This is a genomic window from Mucilaginibacter sp. GW821-FHT07G05 (assembly GCF_059418565.1).
The window spans coordinates 603,113-624,523 of the sequence record NZ_JBWKQC010000003.1; the positions used below are offsets into that span (position 1 = coordinate 603,113).

Annotated in this window: 16 protein-coding genes; 13 read left to right on the plus strand and 3 right to left on the minus strand. The window is 46.2% G+C overall.

Annotation, left to right across the window (positions count from 1 at the left end; genetic code table 11):
* The first annotated feature begins 47 nt into the window (after positions 1 to 47).
* The 6 genes from AC07NA_RS10750 to AC07NA_RS10775 all read left to right on the plus strand — a co-directional run bounded on the left by AC07NA_RS10750 (position 48) and on the right by AC07NA_RS10775 (position 12,934).
* A complete protein-coding gene (locus AC07NA_RS10750) occupies positions 48 to 3,548 on the plus strand; it encodes a baseplate wedge protein (RefSeq protein WP_494897570.1) in 3,501 nt (1,166 codons plus the stop codon).
* Positions 3,529 to 4,962, plus strand: a complete 1,434-nt coding sequence (locus tag AC07NA_RS10755) for a contractile injection system tape measure protein (RefSeq protein ID WP_494897571.1) — start codon at positions 3,529 to 3,531, stop codon at positions 4,960 to 4,962. Before AC07NA_RS10750 ends, AC07NA_RS10755 begins: the two co-directional genes overlap by 20 nt.
* A 12-nt stretch (positions 4,963 to 4,974) precedes the next feature.
* Positions 4,975 to 6,408 carry an ATP-binding protein gene (locus AC07NA_RS10760; RefSeq protein WP_494897572.1) on the plus strand — a complete coding sequence of 478 codons (1,434 nt, stop codon included), beginning with the start codon at positions 4,975 to 4,977 and terminating at the stop codon, positions 6,406 to 6,408.
* Between the two features lie 20 nt (positions 6,409 to 6,428).
* Entirely contained in the window at positions 6,429 to 8,729 is a 2,301-nt protein-coding gene (locus AC07NA_RS10765) for an eCIS core domain-containing protein (RefSeq protein ID WP_494897573.1), read from the plus strand.
* A 65-nt stretch (positions 8,730 to 8,794) separates the two neighbouring features.
* On the plus strand, positions 8,795 to 12,169 hold the full coding sequence (locus tag AC07NA_RS10770; protein ID WP_494897574.1) for an eCIS core domain-containing protein: 3,375 nt from the start codon (positions 8,795 to 8,797) through the stop codon (positions 12,167 to 12,169).
* Positions 12,170 to 12,298: 129 nt separating this feature from the next.
* Positions 12,299 to 12,934: an MgtC/SapB family protein gene (locus AC07NA_RS10775; RefSeq protein WP_494897575.1), complete on the plus strand. Its 636-nt coding sequence runs from the start codon at positions 12,299 to 12,301 to the stop codon at positions 12,932 to 12,934.
* Between the two features lie 15 nt (positions 12,935 to 12,949).
* Here AC07NA_RS10775 and AC07NA_RS10780 read toward each other — a convergent pair whose 3' ends face one another.
* Together AC07NA_RS10780 and rpiA are read right to left on the minus strand one after the other, a co-directional pair.
* Positions 12,950 to 13,765 (minus strand): hypothetical protein, encoded by an 816-nt coding sequence (locus AC07NA_RS10780; RefSeq protein ID WP_494897576.1) that lies wholly within the window; start codon positions 13,763 to 13,765, stop codon positions 12,950 to 12,952.
* A 215-nt stretch (positions 13,766 to 13,980) separates the two neighbouring features.
* Positions 13,981 to 14,673 carry a ribose 5-phosphate isomerase A gene (rpiA, locus tag AC07NA_RS10785; protein ID WP_494897577.1) on the minus strand — a complete coding sequence of 231 codons (693 nt, stop codon included), beginning with the start codon at positions 14,671 to 14,673 and terminating at the stop codon, positions 13,981 to 13,983.
* A 306-nt stretch (positions 14,674 to 14,979) separates the two neighbouring features.
* Between rpiA and AC07NA_RS10790 the strand changes: the two genes are divergently transcribed.
* The 5 genes from AC07NA_RS10790 to cysM all read left to right on the plus strand — a co-directional run bounded on the left by AC07NA_RS10790 (position 14,980) and on the right by cysM (position 18,682).
* On the plus strand, positions 14,980 to 15,690 hold the full coding sequence (locus tag AC07NA_RS10790) for an RNA ligase family protein (RefSeq protein ID WP_494897578.1): 711 nt from the start codon (positions 14,980 to 14,982) through the stop codon (positions 15,688 to 15,690).
* Positions 15,674 to 16,318, plus strand: a complete 645-nt coding sequence (locus AC07NA_RS10795) for an HDIG domain-containing metalloprotein (protein ID WP_494897579.1) — start codon at positions 15,674 to 15,676, stop codon at positions 16,316 to 16,318. Before AC07NA_RS10790 ends, AC07NA_RS10795 begins: the two co-directional genes overlap by 17 nt.
* The gene (locus AC07NA_RS10800; RefSeq protein ID WP_494897580.1) at positions 16,272 to 16,781 is read left to right on the plus strand and encodes an AAA family ATPase; all 510 of its coding nucleotides are present in this window, start codon (positions 16,272 to 16,274) and stop codon (positions 16,779 to 16,781) included. The genes AC07NA_RS10795 and AC07NA_RS10800 overlap by 47 nt, the downstream gene beginning before the upstream one ends.
* A gap of 203 nt (positions 16,782 to 16,984) precedes the next feature.
* Entirely contained in the window at positions 16,985 to 17,797 is an 813-nt protein-coding gene (locus AC07NA_RS10805) for a serine O-acetyltransferase (RefSeq protein WP_494897581.1), read from the plus strand.
* Between the two features lie 12 nt (positions 17,798 to 17,809).
* Entirely contained in the window at positions 17,810 to 18,682 is an 873-nt protein-coding gene (cysM, locus tag AC07NA_RS10810) for a cysteine synthase CysM (RefSeq protein WP_345210334.1), read from the plus strand.
* Between the two features lie 10 nt (positions 18,683 to 18,692).
* Here the strand turns inward: cysM and AC07NA_RS10815 are convergent, their stop codons facing one another.
* Complete coding sequence (locus tag AC07NA_RS10815; RefSeq protein WP_494897582.1) at positions 18,693 to 19,634, minus strand: hypothetical protein; 942 nt, start codon at positions 19,632 to 19,634, stop codon at positions 18,693 to 18,695.
* Between the two features lie 217 nt (positions 19,635 to 19,851).
* On the opposite strand from AC07NA_RS10815, the gene AC07NA_RS10820 reads away from it, so the two are divergent.
* Both AC07NA_RS10820 and AC07NA_RS10825 read left to right on the plus strand, forming a co-directional pair.
* Complete coding sequence (locus tag AC07NA_RS10820; RefSeq protein WP_494897583.1) at positions 19,852 to 20,631, plus strand: IclR family transcriptional regulator; 780 nt, start codon at positions 19,852 to 19,854, stop codon at positions 20,629 to 20,631.
* 47 nt (positions 20,632 to 20,678) lie between these two features.
* Positions 20,679 to 21,338: a DUF1349 domain-containing protein gene (locus AC07NA_RS10825; protein WP_494897584.1), complete on the plus strand. Its 660-nt coding sequence runs from the start codon at positions 20,679 to 20,681 to the stop codon at positions 21,336 to 21,338.
* Positions 21,339 to 21,411 lie beyond the last annotated feature (73 nt).

The window sequence follows — 21,411 nt, forward strand, 5'->3', positions numbered from 1 at the left end:
AAACCAAACCAATTCAAAACAGCGCATCTCTATAAAAAACTACTGCTATGCCAAATCCAGTTTCATTATCAAAAGCCAACCCGCTGCTCCCTGCCGAGGATTATACCGCGCTCCGTTCAAAAGGTATTAACCTTATTGAAGAAACAGGCAGCGACATCTGGACAGAATATAACAATTCTGACCCGGGCATCACCATACTTGAGGCGGTAAGTTATGCTATTACCGATCTGGCCTATCGTACCGGTTTCGAGGTGAAAGACCTGCTGGCGCCCGAGCAACTTACACCCGATACCTGGAAACAGGTGTTTTATACTGCCAAACAAATACTGCATAATCGCGCCCTCACCGTTAACGATTACCGTAAGCTCATTATTGATATTGAGGGTGTGCGCAATGCATGGCTAAGCCCGAGTAAGGATTACGAAGTGCCAATCTGGATAGACTTTAACTTTTTTGAAAAACGGCAAGACCACGACTGTGCCTGCGAGGATGAGGAAGAAGAACTGTGCTATGGCAAACTGGGCATAAACCCGGTAAGCGTAGCCGATGCCAAAAAACTGCGAGAAGAAAAGCTGGCCAAAATAAATACCGAACTGGAAGCACTCAACAAAAGGCTGCAAGGCAAAAAAGAGGAACTGGAAAAAGTGCCCTCTGATGCCGATGTTACCATTATTGAAAAGCTAAAATCAATCATTAGCCATTTGCAGGAGCAAATTGATGATCTGACGGATGAGCAAACCGCCGCGTCGGGCACTAATTATGTTGAACCCGAAATTGTGGAGATTGAGGGCCTGTACAACGTAATGGTGGAGTATGAAGAAGATATTATTGACGGCGCACGCCGCGAAGAGATAAGGCAGCAGGTGATAGATCGGCTGGCGGATAACCGTAACCTGTGCGAAGATTTTTTAAGCATCAACGCGGTTGAATACCTTGATTTCGGGATAGGCGCATCCATCGTATTGGAAGAATATGCCGATCCCGACCAGGTGCTGGCGCAAATCTTTTTCACTATTTACAAGTACTTCACCCCATCAATCCCTTTTTACACCATTCAGCAAATGCTGGATAAAGGTTACCAGGTTGATGAGATTTTTGAAGGCCCCGCGCTGGAGCACGGCTTTATTGAAACCACCGATCTGGAACGTACCGATCTGTACCGCGATATTACCCTATCATCCATCATTGCCGAAATATCTAACATAAAAGGCATTAAAGGCATTACTTACCTGCACCTGCCATTTGATGGTGTAAGCGAGGATAAAGCAGTGAAGAACTACTTTTTTGAGTGGGTGAGTTACTTACGTAATGCCGGTATGGTGGCACGTATTCAGCCGGCCATGTCGCAGGTGGTGTTTTGTAAGGAGCGCGATTTTATCAGCTATTTTACCGGGAGGGATGATGACCGTCGCCCCGAAAAAATGCTGAAACAGTTTAAGGATCTGAAAGCCATTGAGCGCAAATACAAACTAATTGGTACGCCCGATGATTTTGAAGTACCCAATGGTGAGTACATGGAACTGGAAGATTATTACCCGGTTACCTACTCCCTGCCCATGACCTACGGCGTAAGCGAGCGGGCCGGTTTACCCGCCAACGCTACCGAAGAACGCAAAACACAGGCTTTGCAATTAGGTGGCTATATGCTGTTCTTTGAGCAGATACTGGCCGATTACCAGGTGCAATTGAACAATTTGCGCGAGCTATTCAGTTTTGACGATACCGTTAAGCAAACTTATTTTACCCGCCCTCTTACCGAAATTGAGAACCTTCAAAACTTGTTAATTGATAAAGGCAATCACGGGGCGGGTAATTTTGATCAAATTTTAAGTGATTTCGCCAAAGTGGTACAAAACCTTGCCGAAACACCTGCTACATATAATGAGCGCCGTAACGCTTTCCTTAACCACATGCTGGCCCGTTTCGGGGAAGATTTGTCGGAGTACGAAGCGCTGACCAAACTGCTTAGCCCCGCCGGAGCCGCCGAACGCCTGATTGGCGATAAGGTACGGATCCTGAAAGATGGTGAATACCAACTCATCAGCAGCGACCGTGGCCGTGCTTATAACTATACCCTCATTGATACCTGGAACAGCGATAACGTAGCCGGTGCCGAACGCCGGATTGGTCGTTTGCTGGGTTTCAACAACAACCAGCAGCGCTCGCTTGCCCCCGAGTTTTTAATATGCGAGCCCTTAATGGAGCAGGACGACCCGACTAAACCGCCGGTACAAAAGATATCTAAAAAAGGTTCGCCGCTTAACGTGGTTAAAATTCTCGACCCGGAGGATAAAACCAAAGTGCTGTTTACCAGCGTAGAGGTGGTAGATGGTTGCTGCACCGAGTTGCTGATGGAAGATATACTGCAACATGCCGACGACCGCATCTACTTTAAATTTAGCGATGAGGTAAAGGCCCGCAGCCGTAAAGCAGCCGGGTTGATAGGCAAATTCTGGTTTGAACTTTATGACAGTGCTGATCCGGCGGAAGCCGTGCTATTGGGTACCAGCGACCAGTTTGGCAAGGTAGAAGAGCGCGATGCCGCCTTTGAAAAGCTGCAAAAAATAATGGAGCAGGTAAACAGTAACGAAGGTTTGCACATAGTGGAGCACATTTTACTGCGCCCTAAACTGGATGAAGTATTGGATGAGAACGACACTACCGAACCGGTAAGCTTTCTGGACATCTGCCTGGATGCTTGCGACCTGGAATCAGTACTGGATGAGGATGTACAGGAGCCTCCCTACAAAAAGAAAATATCGCGCACCCCGGCAGAGAAATGCTATGATGAACTGCCGTGGATATTGCAATACCTGCGCTTATCGCCCGAAACAGAACTGTATGATAAATCGGTGCTGTTTCAAAAGGTGATTCCCGGCGATCCTAACCCAACAGTTTTGAAGTTCAGGAAGTACGAGGATATGGTGCAACGTGTGGCCGACCTTAATGAATTTGGTTCGGAACGGAAAAACTTTGAGATAGTAGCCGATAAGGAAGTGTCGGGTAAATATGGCTTCATCATTCATGGCGATAAAGGCGCTGTACTGGCACAAAGCATCTTCATGTTCAACCTGACTGAAAATAAGGAGGGTGCCGATAACGACCCTTACGATATTGAGAACGAAATAGAACGCCTGCTAAAATACTTTGGCCATGAGATGGACTGGTATTGCAGTCCGCTGGCTTGCGATGGTAATACCGATCCGTATTCGTTCAAAACAACCGTGGTACTGCCTTGCTGGCCAAAACGCCTGCGCAATCCATCGTTCCGTAACCTGGTTGAGAAAACGATACTGGCCGAATCGCCTGCCCATGTGCAAACACGGGTAGTATGGATAGGCATACAGGAAATGCAGCGCTTTGAAAAGGTGTATAAAGACTGGCTGCTGGAAATGGCCCAAACCGAAGTGCCCGATTACGATAAGGTAAACCCGCTGGTTGACGCCCTGAATACGCTTACCCCGTGCGGTGTATGTAATGATGATTGCGACCACGATAATACCTACCAACCTGTAAAGCCGGTAAAAGATGACACACGTTATCAATAGTTTATTGTTTGAAACCCGTTGCCCCGATGAAACGCTGTCGTTCAACCTGCGCTATAACTTCGCGCAAACCTATCAGCAGCAAATAACCGAGGTGATTGATGAGGTGTGCTCACAATATGTTACTGATGATGAGGTGATCCAAATTGATAAGCTGGAACTTGATCTGGGTGTGTTTAGTACCCATACCCTGGGCACCGATTTTAAGAGTGTGCTGCGCGCTACCTTCGAGAAACAACTAAGCCAATACCTGTCAAAATCAGAACCGGCCAAACGGCAGCAGCAAACGCAATTATCGCAAGCGGAAACGTTGGCATACTTTTTACTGAACGGCACGCTACCCTGGTTTGCCAATGAGGATGGCATCGATATCAATGAAATAGCCCAAAAGGTATTGGTTAACCAGGCCAATATGTTCAGGCATTTTTTTTACCAGAACAGGTTCAAAGCCTGGGTTTGGCAACGGGTATTGTTTCAACTCAATCCTGCTTCAAAGCAGTTGGTGATCCATCTCGCGCCTGATTTGAAAAAGGCAGAAGAATTATTTACCGCATGGGTAACCGCTTTAACTAATAAAGTGACGGGGCTAAGCAGCAGTACGATCTTACAGCAGCAACTCGCAGATGTTAGCAATGTAGTGCTCAACAACGCGCAACTCCTGTTTAAGCAGCCTGATGATGTTCAGTTATTGCAGCAGGTATTTGAAAAGCATATAGAGGAAATATTTAAGTCAGATGCCGTTTTAGTAATCCGCTTAAAGACCGAACTTACCGGCATCATTGCCGAAAATGGTTCAACGCATACAGCATCACCAACAAGCAAAGAGCAGGCAGATGAACTGATAAAAGCAGCCATTGCCAATGCCGAATCAAGCGTTTCTTCCACATTCGCGCTTGAATCTGAAACGGCAGATGAGAGAGAGAAGTACGCGGTTAAGTATGCCGGTATTGTGCTGCTGCATCCCTTTTTGAAAACATTTTTTACAAGGCTCAATTTGCTCGATGATAATAACTGGAAGAATATGGATGCGGCTTTCAGGGCCGTGCACCTGCTTAAATATTTAAGTAACGGCGAGCAGGAAGTGCCGGAGTATTCGCTTGTGTTTGAGAAGATACTATGTGGTTTATCGGTAAATACGCCTATCCCGCTTAATGTTCAACTAACTCCCGATGAAACCGAACAGGCTACCATGCTTTTAACGGATGTGATCAGTCATTGGTCGGCATTGAAAAATAGTTCGGTTGATGCCCTGCGCGAAACCTTTTTGAAACGCGATGGCCTCATCACCAAAAAAGAAAACAGCTGGCTTTTACAGGTAGAACAAAAAACTTTTGATGTGCTGCTGGATATGATCCCCTGGGGATACGCCACCATCAGCCTGCCCTGGAACAAGTACCTCCTCTATGTTGAATGGTAATGATAAACGATAATGGAAACAGAAAATAATATAACCACAAATTCAACAGTAAACGCGCTCAACAGCAACGCGGTCACCCTCACCAAAGAGCTCAACTGGTTTGTGGAGGTAATAAATGCCCGGCTGCGCGATTTCTTTTCTGATGAAATATTGTCTGCCACTGCAGACACGCCATCTGTAGCTACAAAAACAGAAAGCAGTAGTACCTTAGATCATGCGCTCATTAACGCGCCCGATCTCACCGAAGATCATTCCATTTACAGCGATTTTGTAGCCTATTACCAGCTTACCACCGATGAAAGATTATTACTGATGCTGGCGCTGGTGCCTTATGTGCAGCCTCACTTGCTCGACGCTTTTTTCGCCATCAATAAACCATTGGTGCGCGGCTATACCGAGTTTGGCGGTGTTAAGGGTAATCGGCATGGCGGCTTTATCCCCACTATTGAAACCGCGTTGTTTTTATTGAGCGGTAATGACCTCGGCAACCGCTTTAAGCTATACCAGCTCTTTGAACCCGACCATGTTTTCTTCGCCCATAATATTTTGCAAATAGACCCGGCTGGCAACAACGAGCCGTTCTATTGCAGCACACTTACCATTACCGAAGAATACATTGACTTTTTTACCACAGGCAAGCTGCGCAAACCACAGTTCAGTCCCGATTTTCCAGCTAAACGACTTACCACCAGTATGGAGTGGAGCGATTTGGTGGTAGATGAATTTACTATGGAACAACTGGATGAGATACGGGTATGGCTGCAACATGGCCAAACCCTGCATACCGATTGGGGTATGGCTAAAAAGATAAAACCGGGTTTCAAAGCCCTGTTCCATGGTTCGCCGGGTACGGGTAAAACACTTACGGCTATGCTGTTGGGTAAGCTGTTCAAGTTGGATGTATACCGTATTGACCTCTCCATGGTGGTATCCAAATACATAGGCGAAACCGAAAAAAATCTCGAAAAAGTATTTAAAAAGGCCGAGAACAAAGGCTGGATCTTATTCTTTGACGAAGCGGACGCCCTGTTTGGCAAACGCACCGGCATATCTGACGCTAATGATAAATACGCCAACCAGGAGATTGCCTACCTGTTGCAGCGGCTGGAGGATTATCCCGGTTTAGTGATACTGGCCAGCAACATGCGTAACAATGTTGACGAAGCCTTTACCCGCCGCCTCAACGCTATTATCCACTTTCAAAAGCCACAGGGGCGCGAACGATTGCGCATTTGGGATTCGGCATTCAGCGCGCAAAGTAATCCGCCGGATAAGAACAACATGCAGCAAATTGCCCATCAGCACGAGCTTTCGGGCGGCTCTATCATGAATGTGGTTCAATATGCTTCGTTGATGGCCTTAAACCGTGGTGATAAAAAAATATCGGTGGATGACATTACCCTCGGTATTAAAAAGGAATTGAAAAAAGAAGGCAAAACCATGTAACCGGCTATAAAATAAACGCTATGCAAACCGATAAAAACATCGCTACAGAAACTTCCGCCGAAAAAGCCGGAGGCAGCAACGCATCAAATATTCAGCGTAAACTATCGGTAGGTGCCGAGAACGACCCGCTGGAGCACGAAGCCGATGCCATGGCCGACAAGGTAATGCGCATGCCCAATACGGCTGCCATACAGCGTAAGTCGGCTTCAGGGCCCGGGCCCGATTATGATGATGAGCGGGTTCGCCTTAAACCATTAGCCAGCCAGATCACCCCATTCATACAAACAAAAAGTAAGGGCGAAAGTACCGTGAGCGATGCCGTATCAGGCCGTATCAGGAGCAGCATGGGTGGCGGCAGTCAAATGGCCGATGGCACTAAGAGCTTTATGGAAAGCAGGTTCGGCACCGGCTTTAGCGATGTAAATATTCATAACGGCGAAGAATCAACTCAGCTTAACCGGTCGCTCAACGCAAAAGCCTTTACGGTAGGCAACAATATTTATTTTAACGAAAGCCAATATCAGCCCGAAACCGAGAGCGGTAAACATTTGCTGGCGCATGAGTTAACGCACGTAGTACAGCAAAAAGGAGGCGCAAACACGGTTAACCGCAAGGTTGATACCTATCGCACCGAAGGAATTGATACCCCGGGTATTGACACCATTGCCGGTAAAGATTACTGGCTGTATGTAGTTGGTGAAAAGTATGATGTAACCTTTGCCCCGAGGATGAATACCAATGTGGAGGAAAAACACGCGGTACTAAGTGCTGCATGGGCTAAGCAACCCGGTAGTGTTGCCGCCGCGTCGGAGATGATCCTGTTAATTCCGGGTACAAACCGCGCCGCGGGATCAAAAACGCTGATGTATAAGGCTGTATTTAAACCTAAAGATGCCACGATAAAGGATGATAAACCGAAGTTGAGTTTTACATTCATTAGTGAAGTAGGTACTGCCGAGGCTGCGCAAGCATTACCGCAGGGTTACAATACTAAGAATCACAATATTGCATTTAATGATTTACCCGAAGACTATTTTGATAAGTTTCCGGATGCCAAGCAGCAAATTTTATACTGGATAGAAAGCAATAAGGCCACTGATCTAAGCAGCGTACTCACGGTAGAAACTACGGTGAAGGCAAAAAGGAAGCTGATCAAATTTAACATAACGGGTACTAAAAACGGTAAAGGTGTTTTTGATGGCACCATAACTTATTTAGGTGAAAATGTAACTGATGCACCTGTATCGGTAGGTTATAACGATAAAGATTATGGCGATCTCGAAATAGAAAAAGCGCAAAAAAACAAAGAGTATAAACTGGGTGCCGTTGATGTAAGTAAAGTGCCTGCGGCAGAGCGTGTTTTTGTAAAATATATGGCGGCTACTTATGCCAAAAAGGGATTAAACAATGCCGAAGTTGATGTAATAATACCTATCGATACAAAAAAAGTACTTTACACTTTCAGGTACATTAATAAAACCAACGATGTTGAGGTAGAACGGATTGGCGAACTGGGTAAGGATGTAAGTTTTAGCGGTGTATCTATCCAAAACGCGGCCGGTTTCGCGGCAGCCAATACTGATGCGGCTACCCTAAAAACATGGCTGGGGCAACGCTACAAGGGCTTAACTATTAAGGGTAACACTCAGGCTGATATTATTAAAGAGGCCGATACCCAATTGCAAAAAGAGGCAGGAACCGCAGCATGGTTCAACAAAAACTATGGCATGTCTGTACTCGACGGTACGGAGGGGGCCGATAGGTGGCAGAAAACCCATGGCTGGACAGAGCCGCAAACTTGGGGTATGAAAGATTTTACCACTGCCGAATTAATGCTTTTAGAGCAGGCCCTGCAAGCACAAAGCCAGCCTATGTTAACTGCCTTAAAAGGCGTGAAGTTTACCCGGCAAAACAATGAGCGCGATAAAAAAGGGACATCAACCAATAGCGATACCGCAGGGTTTACCGCCGGTAATACCAGCGAACGGACAATAACTATTTACGACAGGTTCAATCTTTCTGAAAATATCATGTTCGTTGGCGATAAGTCGAAAGTGCATAATACCAGCCTGATGACTATAGTGCACGAAATGGGTCATGCCGTAAGTTTTGGTCAAACAGGGGTTGAAGCCGCGTTTAATGCTTTTGTGAAAAAGAATAACATTCCTGCTGTTACCGCTTATGCAGGTACTAAGGTAAATTCAGAATCATTCCCCGAAGCTTACGCGTTGTTTCATTTAGATCCCAACTGGATGAAGACTAATATACCGGCTATGTATACCTGGTTTGAAACTTTAAGCACCAGCGGCAAAGCGCCATAAGTAAGAGCATAAGATAGCCGGATGTAAAATAAAATAATCTAAGTTAACCGTTCAACAGCAAGCAAATGCACGAAAACGCCACCCTCGCCAAAACACCCCAAAGCACACCCGCTGCTGTGGCTAACCAGGTTGTGCCCGTGCAGGAACAGGTAGAACAGGAGCCGAATTTAATGCAGTTACTACCTGTACAGCTAAAGCTTGCCGTTGGCGCGCCCGATGACCCGCTGGAGCAGGAAGCCGATAGCATGGCCGACAAGGTGATGCGCATGCCCGACACACCGTTTATACGACGCAAATCATCTGAAACAAAAGAAGGCTATGATGACGAGATGGTTAGGCTTAAACCACTGGCCGGTCAAATTACACCATTTATACAGGCAAAAGGCAATGGTGATTCAAAGACTGTAGGTAGTTCACTTTCAGGGCAAATAGAGTCGGGCATGGGAGGTGGCAACTCACTATCAGGTGAGGGCAAAAGCTTTATGGAGAACCGCTTTGGCACCGACTTCAGCGATGTGAAAATCCATAACAATGGTGAATCGACCCAATTAAACAGGCAACTTAATGCCAGGGCATTCACCGTAAGCAATCATATTTATTTTAACGAAGGCGAATATCAACCCGAAACCGATACCGGCAAGCGCCTGCTGGCACATGAGCTGACCCACGTGGTGCAGCAAACGGGTAGTGCAGGTATTGATAATCAAACCATACAGCGTACGCCTTATCCATCGGCAGATAGCATTAGCCAGCAACAGATGAATGCTGGCAGGCGAAGCCGCGAGTTATTGTCGAGGTCGTTTTTTGATTGGGCGGTAACGGATAGCGAGGCACGTGAGGTATTGCATATTATGCAAAGGTTGCACCCCGAGGCTTTTTTATGGGTAAGAATGGCTATGCAAATGCGGGGCGATTGGCGCACATTTGTAGAGGAATTACCGGAAGAGGATCACCCCGCTTTACAGGAGCTGTTTCAAAATGTTGATTTTAACGGCGGGTATATTTTACCGGGAGACGATATCCGTTTAGAGATATCAACAAACGGGCATATCGACAGAGATTTTTCTTTAGATTATAACGTTACACGTGCCGGTGTAGAGCTTGTATATGTCAATCAGCCAGTTGAAATAGCGGGCTTATTGCCGCAGGAAGCCGCTAACAGAATTGCAAGGGCTTATATTGATGGCCAGATATTTTTTGAACCCATAGTAAGGTTATTGGTCACAAGGCGTGGCGCGGCCTACGCGCCACGTATGGGCAGTACCAGCCAAAGCCTGTGGGTAAGTTCTAATATTACAATCGATAGAAATTCGATAGAAGTAAGGCGGCGCGACAGGCAACGGGCTTTCATGAATTACATTAATCTTTCATCGTTAAGTGATGAGCTTTCGGTAAATGCCAGGCTGCATTACTACCACTGGATAGAACAGCATATTAACCAACCCGATTTTTTTACGATAGAGCCACCTGAAGCCTGGAGCCTCGCCTTAAGGCAAGCTTTAACACCGCCGCCGGCTTCGCCACTACAGCCGTTTTTGGATATGATGCACCGCATGTCGGCCCGTGCGCATGCTGCTACTGACGCCGCCGAACGGCAAACGCTCAATGATTCGTTAAGCAGGTATATAGCCTGGTTGGACGCGCACATGGCCGATCCGCAGATAACCCGGTTTGATCCTGTTGCTATATGGACAAGCATGTACTCACAATCGTTTCAACTAAGGGTACATACCGAACGTGAAAGATATTTGCAGGAGCGTGAACAGGAACGGCGCGATTCACCGGAAGCACAACGCCGCCGGGAGGCCAAATTTCAAGAGTTTTATGAGCTGGCTCAGCAATTATGGGGATATCGCGCGCGTACCTTTCCTTACAGGATCCCTATTCCATCAGAAGGGCGCGATATTTTGGTATGGGATGATGGCCGCCAGGCTGTTTTTAGCGACGTGGCCAATCAGTTAATGAATTGGGCTACCGCTCATATGTTTGATGATAACTATACCTCAACTATTCCAACGGTTGTTTTGAGTGATATTTTACGGGGTGGTGATTTTGAAGCCCGCTTGCGCCAGGCTTCAACACAGCCTTTAGTACACGAATCTATCGACAGGCACGAAATTATCGGTTCGAGGGTTTTTGCATCATTTGGACAAACGATTGGTACAGGGTTGCTGGTAGTAGGCTTGATAGGTGCCGCGGTTGGTTTAGGTATAATTACGGGCGGCGCGGCTTTGGTTGTAATAGGGGGCATTGCCGCTTATGCCGGTGTAAGTTCATACCTCGAACGCCGCGAAGAAATTGAAAGATCGCATTATGAAGTACCTATCCCCATGACTATGCTTGCTTCGGTAGGCGATATTGTAGGTTTATCGCAGCTAATAGAAGGTATTACCGGCGAAAGAATAGACTCGGGCAGGAGGCTCAGCAGTATTGAACGGTCGGATCAGTTGGGTGTAGGCGGCGGTAGCGCGGTGTTATTACTGGCCGGGAGCAGGGCCTTCAGGGGAGGGCGCAGCCTGGGGCATAGCATGGGCGAGCGAATTGGTGTTCCTCCGCGATTAAGCACACCTGCAACGCTGCCATCGGGACCTGAAGGTAATGTAAGGTTTCCGGGGAGAGCTACCGCTGCCCGGCCTGTTATTCCGCAATCAAGTGCCAGAATGGGCGGCCTGGTTGAGCAGGTACGCAACGCCCTGCCGCAAGATATAAGGGTTGGGTTTGATATATGGATGGAAGAGATCATAACCAATGGCGGCGATCCGCAGAATGTTTTAGGGCGGATGCCTGCTGCACGCCGTATTAACATAGCAACAACAAGGGCTCAAGGCTTTACTGCACAGGTAGCGGAAGCCGCGCGGTTAGAAACCCAACGGGTAAGAGCTATGGATAACCCGCTGAACCCGGAATTGCCTAACAATCGCAGAGTAGGGAACATTGACATCTCTTATAATGAAACGCCGCCATCGGCTGCGGAAATAAGGCAGGCGCAGGCTATATTTGACCGTACCGGAGAGCCAATACGTTTATTTGGCGATACCGCAAGCGGTATTAATTATCCCGGTATTGATGGGACTATCGGTAACCCGCCAAGGCCGTTATCATTAAAAGCCGGGGCGATGGAAGCAGGCGCCAATTATGCGCGATGGGCGGCGGAACAGGCTTATTCGGCCGCGCAGGCACATGGTTATACACATGTTGAGGTACATATTGAAATGCCCGGCAAAACAATGGCCGAAATACGGGCAGGCTGGGATGCTGCACCAACACAACCCGGGCAAACGGCAGGAGGGCCTTATTTTGATGCGAGCCAAACCATAGCGCGCATTATCATAGCGGCATCCGATGGGGTAATTAATATGAACACACCTCCAACAGGGCCTGTTCCGCCGGTAGGTGTAAGGGTAGAAACAGGCAGGCGCGATGATGCCCGTATTCCATAATAAATACGTAAACGAGTGCTTAGATGATTGTCTTCAAAACCATCTTCTCAAATTCATGTTACAATAATATCCGCATCTCTTAATGTATATGAACCTCGCATGCCATAGGAGGGCGATCATTTTATAAACATGGATTTTACAATAGAAACAAAGGATCTTATCAGCATATTAATGTCGGTAATATGTGGTGGTATAATAGGTTTAGAGCGGGAGTACAAGCATAAATCGGCGGGGTTTCGCACTATTGTACTTATCACGCTGGGTTCCACCATATTTACTATCGCGTCGCGGCATGGCTTAAAGTCGGATGATCGGATAGCGGCAAATATTATTACAGGTATAGGTTTTATTGGTGCCGGTGTGATCTTTAAAGATCAATTCTCTGTAAGAGGGTTAACAACTGCCGCCGTTATCTGGACATCGGCCGCCATCGGCATGACGGTGGGTATAGGTTACCATGCCCTGGCGTTGCTGTTAACCGTTGTTACCATGTGCATATTACTGCTGATGAATCGTGTTGAAAAGATGGTGAGCCTGTTGCAAAAGCAGCGGCGATTGAACGTTACCTTCCGCACGGCCGACTTTGAGCAGGTAAAAAACCTTGAAGAAATGTTGAGCAATAAACAACTGATTGCAGATCGCTTGCAGGTAAGCAAAGATCAGGATACGCTTACGGTGGTGTGGCACATATCCGGCAAGAAAGCCGTATTGTTATCTCTCAACGAAGTTCTTGCCGATATGCCCTCGATTATCAGTTTTAAATAGTGCTTTATGCCCGGTTCAATTAGGGAACACCAATACCGGCACATGCACGTGAGCAGGCAGTATGTGTTTGATCGTTCCGTTCAATAACTCCCTGAAATGGTATTGATGATTCACTAAAGCGATCAGGTTGGTATCCATGGCATGTACCATAATATCTACCGCTTTATGTATATCGCGTTCTTTAATATTATTGAAGAATAAATTATCGTATTTAACATAGCGGCTTACACCATCGCTGAAAACCTCAGTGGCATATTGCTGATCCATATCGGGCAATCCATCGGCAGGTAAATGGGCTATTTGGATACCTGCCTGGTAAGGTTTCGCCAGGGCCGAAAGGTACCTGACAACGGGCAGTTGGCAATAACGGAGGTCGGCGAGATAGCTTACCGTTGAAAAATCGGTAGTATGGCAGTCCTCTGGGATAAGCATCAGCGGGCACCGTACTTTGTTAAGAATGGTATGTATGTTTAATTGGGGGATAGCGTTATCAACATTAAGCGCGTTAACTATCATCCAACTATCATGCTGAATAATGAGCTGTGATAATTCCTGCTCAGAAATATTGTGGGCGTCAATGTATTCCGTTGAGGGTTGAAACGTGTGCGGAGTAACTTCGGAATGATAATGTACCGGATGCAAAGTCTCGGTAATATCACGTTGAGGTCTGCCTGCCACCAGTACTTTTTCCTGTACTGTACCGGCAACGCTAACGGGGTTAACGTTAGCGATAAGCAGATTGGCCTCTATCCGGGCGGCCATATTCCGGGCAAAACGGATAACCTGCTGCGCATGCGCAGAGTTATCATTGATAACGAAAATGTTTTTCATACGGGGTAGCTTGAGAATACATATCTAACGCCAAACTACCGGCATTTGTGAGCAGCAAATTAAAACCTGACCAATGGTTGACAATAGGCAGTATTATCGTGTCGTTTTACCCTGAAAAGTGGTTCTATAATCTATTTAATGGGTTTTTCTCATAAATAGTATCGCTGACCATTATGCTGATTTATCGAGTATAGTAACCATTTTGATGGCGTTGATTATCGCCTCACAGGTTCAACTATATTAATCCCCTCTTCGCCTGCAATTATCGCTTTTGATGCCATTTGGTAAAACAACGAATGCTCAACCACGCCGGGCAGCATCTTAATGTGTGTGTTCAGTTGGCTCAGGGCGGGCAATTGTTTAAAATGCACGTCGAGCAGCATATTGCCATTGTCAGACATTACTGCGCCATCCTTTTGGGTTCCGGTACGCAGGTTGATGGTAATATCCGCGAAATCGTTGGTCAATCGCTTAATTACCACTTGCAGGGCAGCAGGTATTACCTCTATCACCAATGGGTAAGTGGTGTCTAATTCCGGAACAAATTTGGAGTTATCACCGATGATGATAAACTCGCGGGCCATGGAGGCCAGTATCTTTTCGGTAGTGTGGATACCGCCGCCGCATTTCAGGGCATTCAATTGGGTATCGAACTGGTCGCAGCCGTCAAAATAAATATCAAGGCTGTTAACCAATCCCGGCGATTTAACATTTAAACCATGCCCGGCCAGCAACACCGTAGTTTTAAACGATGAAGAGGTAAAACTAAGCGTACCCGACAGTTCGCTATCCGCAGCTAATAAATTAACGAGGTGAGCAATGGTAGTACCTGCCCCTAAACCTATGGTTTGATTTGGTTTTATCAATTTCAACGCTGCTTTGGCAGCTTCCAGTTTATGATCTGTCATGGTGGTAATATAGTTATCTGTCAACAAAACAGCGCAAAATGTAAATAAATAGTTAGCTAAAATAAAACTTCGAGGCGTTGATAGCCCTTACCTTAAGAGCCGACTATTCCGAATCGGAAAGATAAGCTACCAATTGTTTTATGTATTTGCATTTATAGCTTCCGGTTGCTTACATTTGCGGGCATAACAATAAAACGCTCAATCATTTGCGCCATGTAATCGTGTCAATAATTCATTTTTAAATGAAACTTCCCCATCCCCGGGGAGGCTGTGACGCTTATTATCTTTTATTTTAATTTTTATAACATGGCTATATCGCAAAAATATGGTCGTACGTATCATTATCCGTTTTCGCCCGGTACAACCAGCGACGATCGTATACAACACGACTATTGGGAGCATTTACAAAAAATACCCACATTAATACATACAGAAAAACTCGACGGTGAAAATAATTGCCTGTCTAAACACGGTGTATTCGCCCGTTCGCACGCGGAACCAACTACATCCCCATGGACGGAAAGTTTACGCCGCTACTGGCAACTTGTAAGGCACGATCTGGGTGAGCTGGAAATCTTTCTGGAAAACCTGTACGCTATACATTCTATTGAATACCGCAACCTCGCACATCATTTTTACGTGTTCGGTATCCGCGAGAACGATAGGTGGCTAAGCTGGGAAGAAACCAGGTTTTACGCCGCGATGCTCGATTTGCCAACAGTACCGCAATTGGGTATTGTAAAGCCCGACAATGATAAAATTGCTTTTGAAAAGAACGCATTGACTTTGGCACAAAGCATTGGTTTATTGCAACCGCATGATGCAATTACCGGGGCGCCGGTAACTATGGAAGGTATTGTGAGCCGGAACGCCGATGGTTACCATGTTGACGATTTTGCACATAACGTATTCAAGTATGTACGCAAAGGGCATGTGAAAACCGATCAGCATTGGACACGTAACTGGAAACGTGCCCCGCTAAACAACGAAGGGAGGGTTTATGTGGACGGTAAGTGAAAATAAAAATTGGGATTTTTTGCAGCAGCGTTTTAATTGGGTTGCCCGCATGGATGGTGTACCGCAAGATGCCATTTACCATGCCGAAGGTGATGTGGCCATACATACACAAATGGTGCTGGCTGCTTTACTGACCGAACCTGCCTTTCAGCAGCTTAATGTGCAAGCGCAGGAAATACTTTGGGCGGCCGCTTTACTGCACGACGTAGAGAAATACAGTACCACGGTAATGGAAGCCGATGGGCGCATAACCTCAAATGGGCATGCACGCAAAGGAGCAGATACGGTGCGGCGCGTGCTTTATCGTGACGTGCCTGCTCCGTTTGCCATACGCGAGCAGATAGTTGGCCTGGTGCGTTATCACGGTTTGCCGCTTTGGGTTTTTGAAAAGCCCGATCCTGCAAAAGCGCTGGTAATGGCTGCCGCCGAAGTAAATACACAATGGCTGGCGCTATTGGCCCGTGCCGATGTAAAAGGGCGTATCTGTAACGATATGGATGACCTGTTATTTAAGGTTGATTGTTTTGAAGCATTTTGCCAGGAACAGGGTTGCTGGGGCGTTCCGCGTGCATTTTCATCTGATGATGCACGGTATGTATTACCTGCAACATCAGGATGTATACCTTGATTATGTGCCTTTTGATAAGTCGGCGGCCGAAGTTATTTTGATGAGCGGTTTGCCGGGTGCTGGTAAAAATACATTTATCAGCAAACATTACCCGGATATGCCGGTGATTTGTTTGGATGATATCCGTAACCGGTATGGAATATCGCCGACTGATAAAGCAGGCAACGGCAGGGTAATACAGGAAGCTAAAGAACAGGCAAGGGTTTTTCTGCGGAAACACCAGCGCTTTATTTGGAACGCGACCAATACTACCCGACAAATGCGTACGCAATTAATAGAGCTATTTACTACTTATAAAGTAAGTGTGCGTATTGTTTATATTGAAGTACCCTATACGAAACTACTACTGCAAAACGGCAGCCGTGAGGCAGCAATACCGTTGAATGCATTAGAAAAACTCATAGATAAGCTGGAAGTGCCCGGCCCTAATGAAGCGCACGTGGTACAATACCAGGTGCTTTAAATATTGTTTAAAAAGCCGGTTCTTTAATTAAGGGACCGGCTTTTTAAATTTATGAGGTGGGGAAAACGAGGTAAATCGGACTTAAACAAAGTCATCATCCAATCAAAATATATTACAGTTTGGCAATTTGTTCGGGGTACAAAACCTAATATGTACTTTTGCCTGTCAACACGGTAGATATTATAGATAAAAAGGTATACATAATGAATGACGATTTTTACAGTCAGTTAGTTGAAAAGGCACCCGGTACTAAGGTAATTCCGCCTAACGCGGTTATTGCTGCCTGGGCGCAAAGCATCATTCATCTTTTATATCCGGAACATGCCGGGCAGGTGTTCAACTCTGTCGACGATGTAAAACAGCATGTGGCTGCGTTAGAAAACGAGCTTGCCGGGTTTATATTAACCTGCAACAAACAAACCGACGAGCCATGCCGCAGTTTAGCCACACAGTTTTTTGAAGGACTGGAAGAGCTTTACCGTTTACTGAATACTGATATACAAGCCATTTATAACGGCGACCCCGCCGCGCGCAGCGAGTTTGAAGTAATACGTACTTATCCCGGTTTTTATGCAATTTGCTTTTACCGCATAGCGCATTTGTTGCATGATTTAAATGTGCCTTTTGTGCCGCGGATCCTCACCGAGCACGCGCATTCCAAAACAGGTATCGATATTCACCCCGCCGCTATCATAGGCGAGTATTTCCATATAGATCACGGTACGGGCATTGTTATCGGCGAAACCTGCACCATTGGCCGTTATGTAAAACTGTACCAGGGCGTAACCCTTGGCGCGCTTAGCGTGCGTAAAAATATGGCGGGCACTAAACGTCACCCTACGGTGCAAGATCGTGTGGTGATCTACTCCGGGGCTACCATTTTGGGCGGCGACACCGTGATAGGGCATGATAGCATCATCGGTGGCAACGTTTGGCTTACCGAAAGTGTTGATCCCTTTGCAACGGTATACCATACCCCCATGATCACCGTAAAAAATACAACTGAAACCCATTAATACGATAATAGTATGGCCGGAATAATCGATCTGATAGGCAATACCCCAATGGTGGAGATCACCAAGCTTAACCCTAACCCCAACGTGCATATTTATGCTAAGCTGGAAGGTAATAACCCCGGCGGCAGTGTTAAGGACAGGGCATCGCTGAACATGATCCGCAGCGCTATTGAAAGGGGCGAAATAAAACCGGGCATGCGCCTCATCGAAGCTACCAGTGGCAATACCGGCATAGCGCTGGCCATGATAGCCCGCTTGTTCGATCTGGAGATAGAGTTGATTATGCCATCAAGCTCAACCCGTGAGCGTACACTTACTATGGAAGCTTTCGGCGCTAAGGTGACATTGCTGGAGAACATGGAAGTTTGTCGCGATTATGCTGAAGAAAAAGGCGCTACCGATGGCTATTTCCTGCTCAACCAGTTTGCCAACGAAGATAATTACCTGGCGCACTACAAAACAACCGGTCCGGAGATATGGAACGACACACAGGGTGGCATCACCCACTTTGTAAGCGCAATGGGTACTACCGGTACTATAATGGGTACTTCAAAATACCTGAAAGAACAAAACAGCGATATTCAAATAGTGGGCTGCCAGCCCGAAGAAAACTCATCCATCCCGGGTATCCGCCGCTGGCCGGAGGCTTATCTGCCTAAAATATATGATCCGGCAAGGGTCGACAGGGTGATGGACATTTCCGAAACCGAAGCAACCCTAATGGCTCGCGAATTAGCCAAAGTAGAAGGCGTATTTGCCGGGATGAGTACCGGCGGCGCATGTTCGGCAGCTATCCGCCTTGCTAAAGAGCTAACCGAAGGCACCATCGTATTTATAGCCTGCGATCGTGGCGACCGATATTTAAGCAGCGAGTTATTCGGGTAGGAGATAAATACTATAAAGGTATTTTCCAGGCCAGGTCGAGGCTGATGAGGTGCTCATACTTGCTTGTGTTGTGCGCGCCTATGCCTATAAAGCTTGGTCGGTATATAAGGCCTAAATTGAATGTTTTGCCAATTTGCCAGTAGCCTGTAAATAATAGGCCCAAAGCATAATTGGTTTTATTTATATGTGGTAGTGCCGTACTTGTCGAATCTCTCCCCTGGTATTGTATCCACATATTTTTGCTGTATGATAAGCCATATCCCAACGAAAAGCGGTTGATCTTGTGGTTATTATCCAGCCCGATCCATAGTGTTCGCATATCCCGATACCCGCTGCCCCTTCGAATTGCTGCAGGTACAGGTGCCATGAAATCTATTGCGCCGCCTGCTGTGAGGCTGATAAACTGCTTTTGGCTATGGTAATAATCAAGCCCGAGTGAGATTCCTATAAAGCCGGTGTTTGATTTTACGCCTTCGTTTTTTGGCTGCAACCTAAATATGTTTACGTAGGGTAAAGAAAAATGCAGCAGCAAGTCCCCTTTCCTGGATGGGGGCGGTAAGGTAGTATACCTTAATGAGGTATCTCCCGGTTCAATGTATATATTGGATGGGTAAGTATATCGTTTAGGATTGTTTTTTACCAGCAGGCCCGATCCTAAAAAAGCCATATCGGCATAATAAGCAAAAGATGTTGCAGGTTGAATATTTATCGCTTGTTTGCTGCTATCCGTAATCACGGTTATCCTTAATGGCTTGTTGGCTTTTTCAACCGTAAATTTTGCTTTGTTACGCTTGGTGGTAACCAATGTTTTGTTTACAATAACAGTTGCAGGCTTTACTGTATGTACAGTAAAGGTTTTGGTACGCTCCTCAAGCATCGTAGCGCACGATGAAAATAACAGGCAGCTGATAGCAGGCGTAAATGTATTTTTTATAAAGTGACTAAGCCGCATTGTGACATAGCTTTTGGGTGTCGCTAATATAAAAGGTTTTCGCTGTAAATAATTGAGGATGTAATCGGTATCTGTATTGTTAATTAAGGGTCTTGCCGGCATCAATTTAAGCTGAAATCCTTGTCAAAATCATTTTAAAAGCTATTTTTGGTTTCTATATATAGATTAAATTCCTATTTGGAGACGAAAAAATAAAGCGTTCACATTTGTAATCAAAATGGATAATAAAGAGGCAAATAACGGGTCGATGATAGCAAAATCGATGGAGGTGCTGGAGTTACTGGCGGCTCACCCTACGGGCTTAACGCTGCAAGAAATGGTGAGTTTGCTGAAATATCCGAAATCATCGGTATACAAAATAGCCAATACGTTGTATGGGTTAAATTACCTTGGTAAGGAGCTGGATAGCCTGAAGTACTACCTATCACGCAAGTTGCTGATGCTGGGGCTTTCGGCGGTGAGCGGCTATGATATTATTGAGCGCTCAAAAGAACACATGATCAGGCTGCGTGATGAAATTGGCGAGTCGATAATGATTGGTACCCTGTTAGATAAGGAAGCCATACTGCTGCACCAGTACCAGGGCACCATAGATTTTGTTTTCCTGCTGAAACAGGGCATGCGTTTCAGCCTGCATTCTACCGCGCCCGGTAAGGTATTGCTGGCCTTTTTGCCGCCAAAAGAACAAAAGGATAAGATAGATAATATTGAGCTCGACGAGATCAACGAATATACCATTACCGACAAAGATGTGCTGCGCAAGGAGCTGGCGAAGATAGTCCACGACGGTTACGCGGCCGACATCAACGAAACCGTAATGGGGGTACACTGCGTTGCCGCACCCATATTTGACGAAACCAATAACGTGATTGCCTGCGTATGGACCTCCGGTCCGGCAGGCAGGCTGCCCGAAGAGCACATTCCGCATATAGCCCGGCAAATAGTTGACTGCGCTATGGCTATATCGTACAACATTGGCTACAAAAAACAAAAATGATCAACCCGAAACATAAATCGTAAACAATAATAAATCAATCAACAAAAATGAAAAGAACAAGAAATCTATTAGTAGGTATGCTTGCATTAGGCGCTGTGCACACGGCATCGGCACAAAGTTTAGATAAGATGCAGTGGTTTAACGAACCCGAAAAATGGGATATCAAAAATAACGCGTTAACCATGACTGTAACGCCGCAAAGCGACTACTGGCGCATATCACACTATGGTTTTACCGTTGACGACGCGCCGTTTTATTATACCACCTACGGCGGTGAGTTTGAAGCCAAAGTAAAACTAACCGGCGGCTACAAAGCCCGTTTCGACCAAATGGGCCTGATGATTCGTGTTGACCATGAGAACTATATAAAAACAGGTGTGGAATTTGTTGACGGTAAGTTTAACGTAAGCACCGTAGTAACCCACCACACCAGCGACTGGAGCGTAACCACACTGGACAAAGTTCCGCCTTTCATCTGGATAAAAGTAGTGAGACGATTGGATGCCGTAGAGATATTTTACTCGTTCGACGACGTAACCTACATCATGACCCGCAACGCCAACTTGCAGGATAACCACCCGGTACAAGTGGGCCTGATGGCAGCTTCGCCGGATGGAAAAGGTTTCGAGGCCAAGTTTGAAAATTTCAAAGTAAAACACCTGGCAGATCAGCGCCGTTTAGAGTGGCTTAAAAAACACGCGGAGTAAGCCGCTTCGTTAACTCATATAACAAGGGGGGATGCTATAATTAGTATTCCCCTTTTGTTATTTATATGGAGTT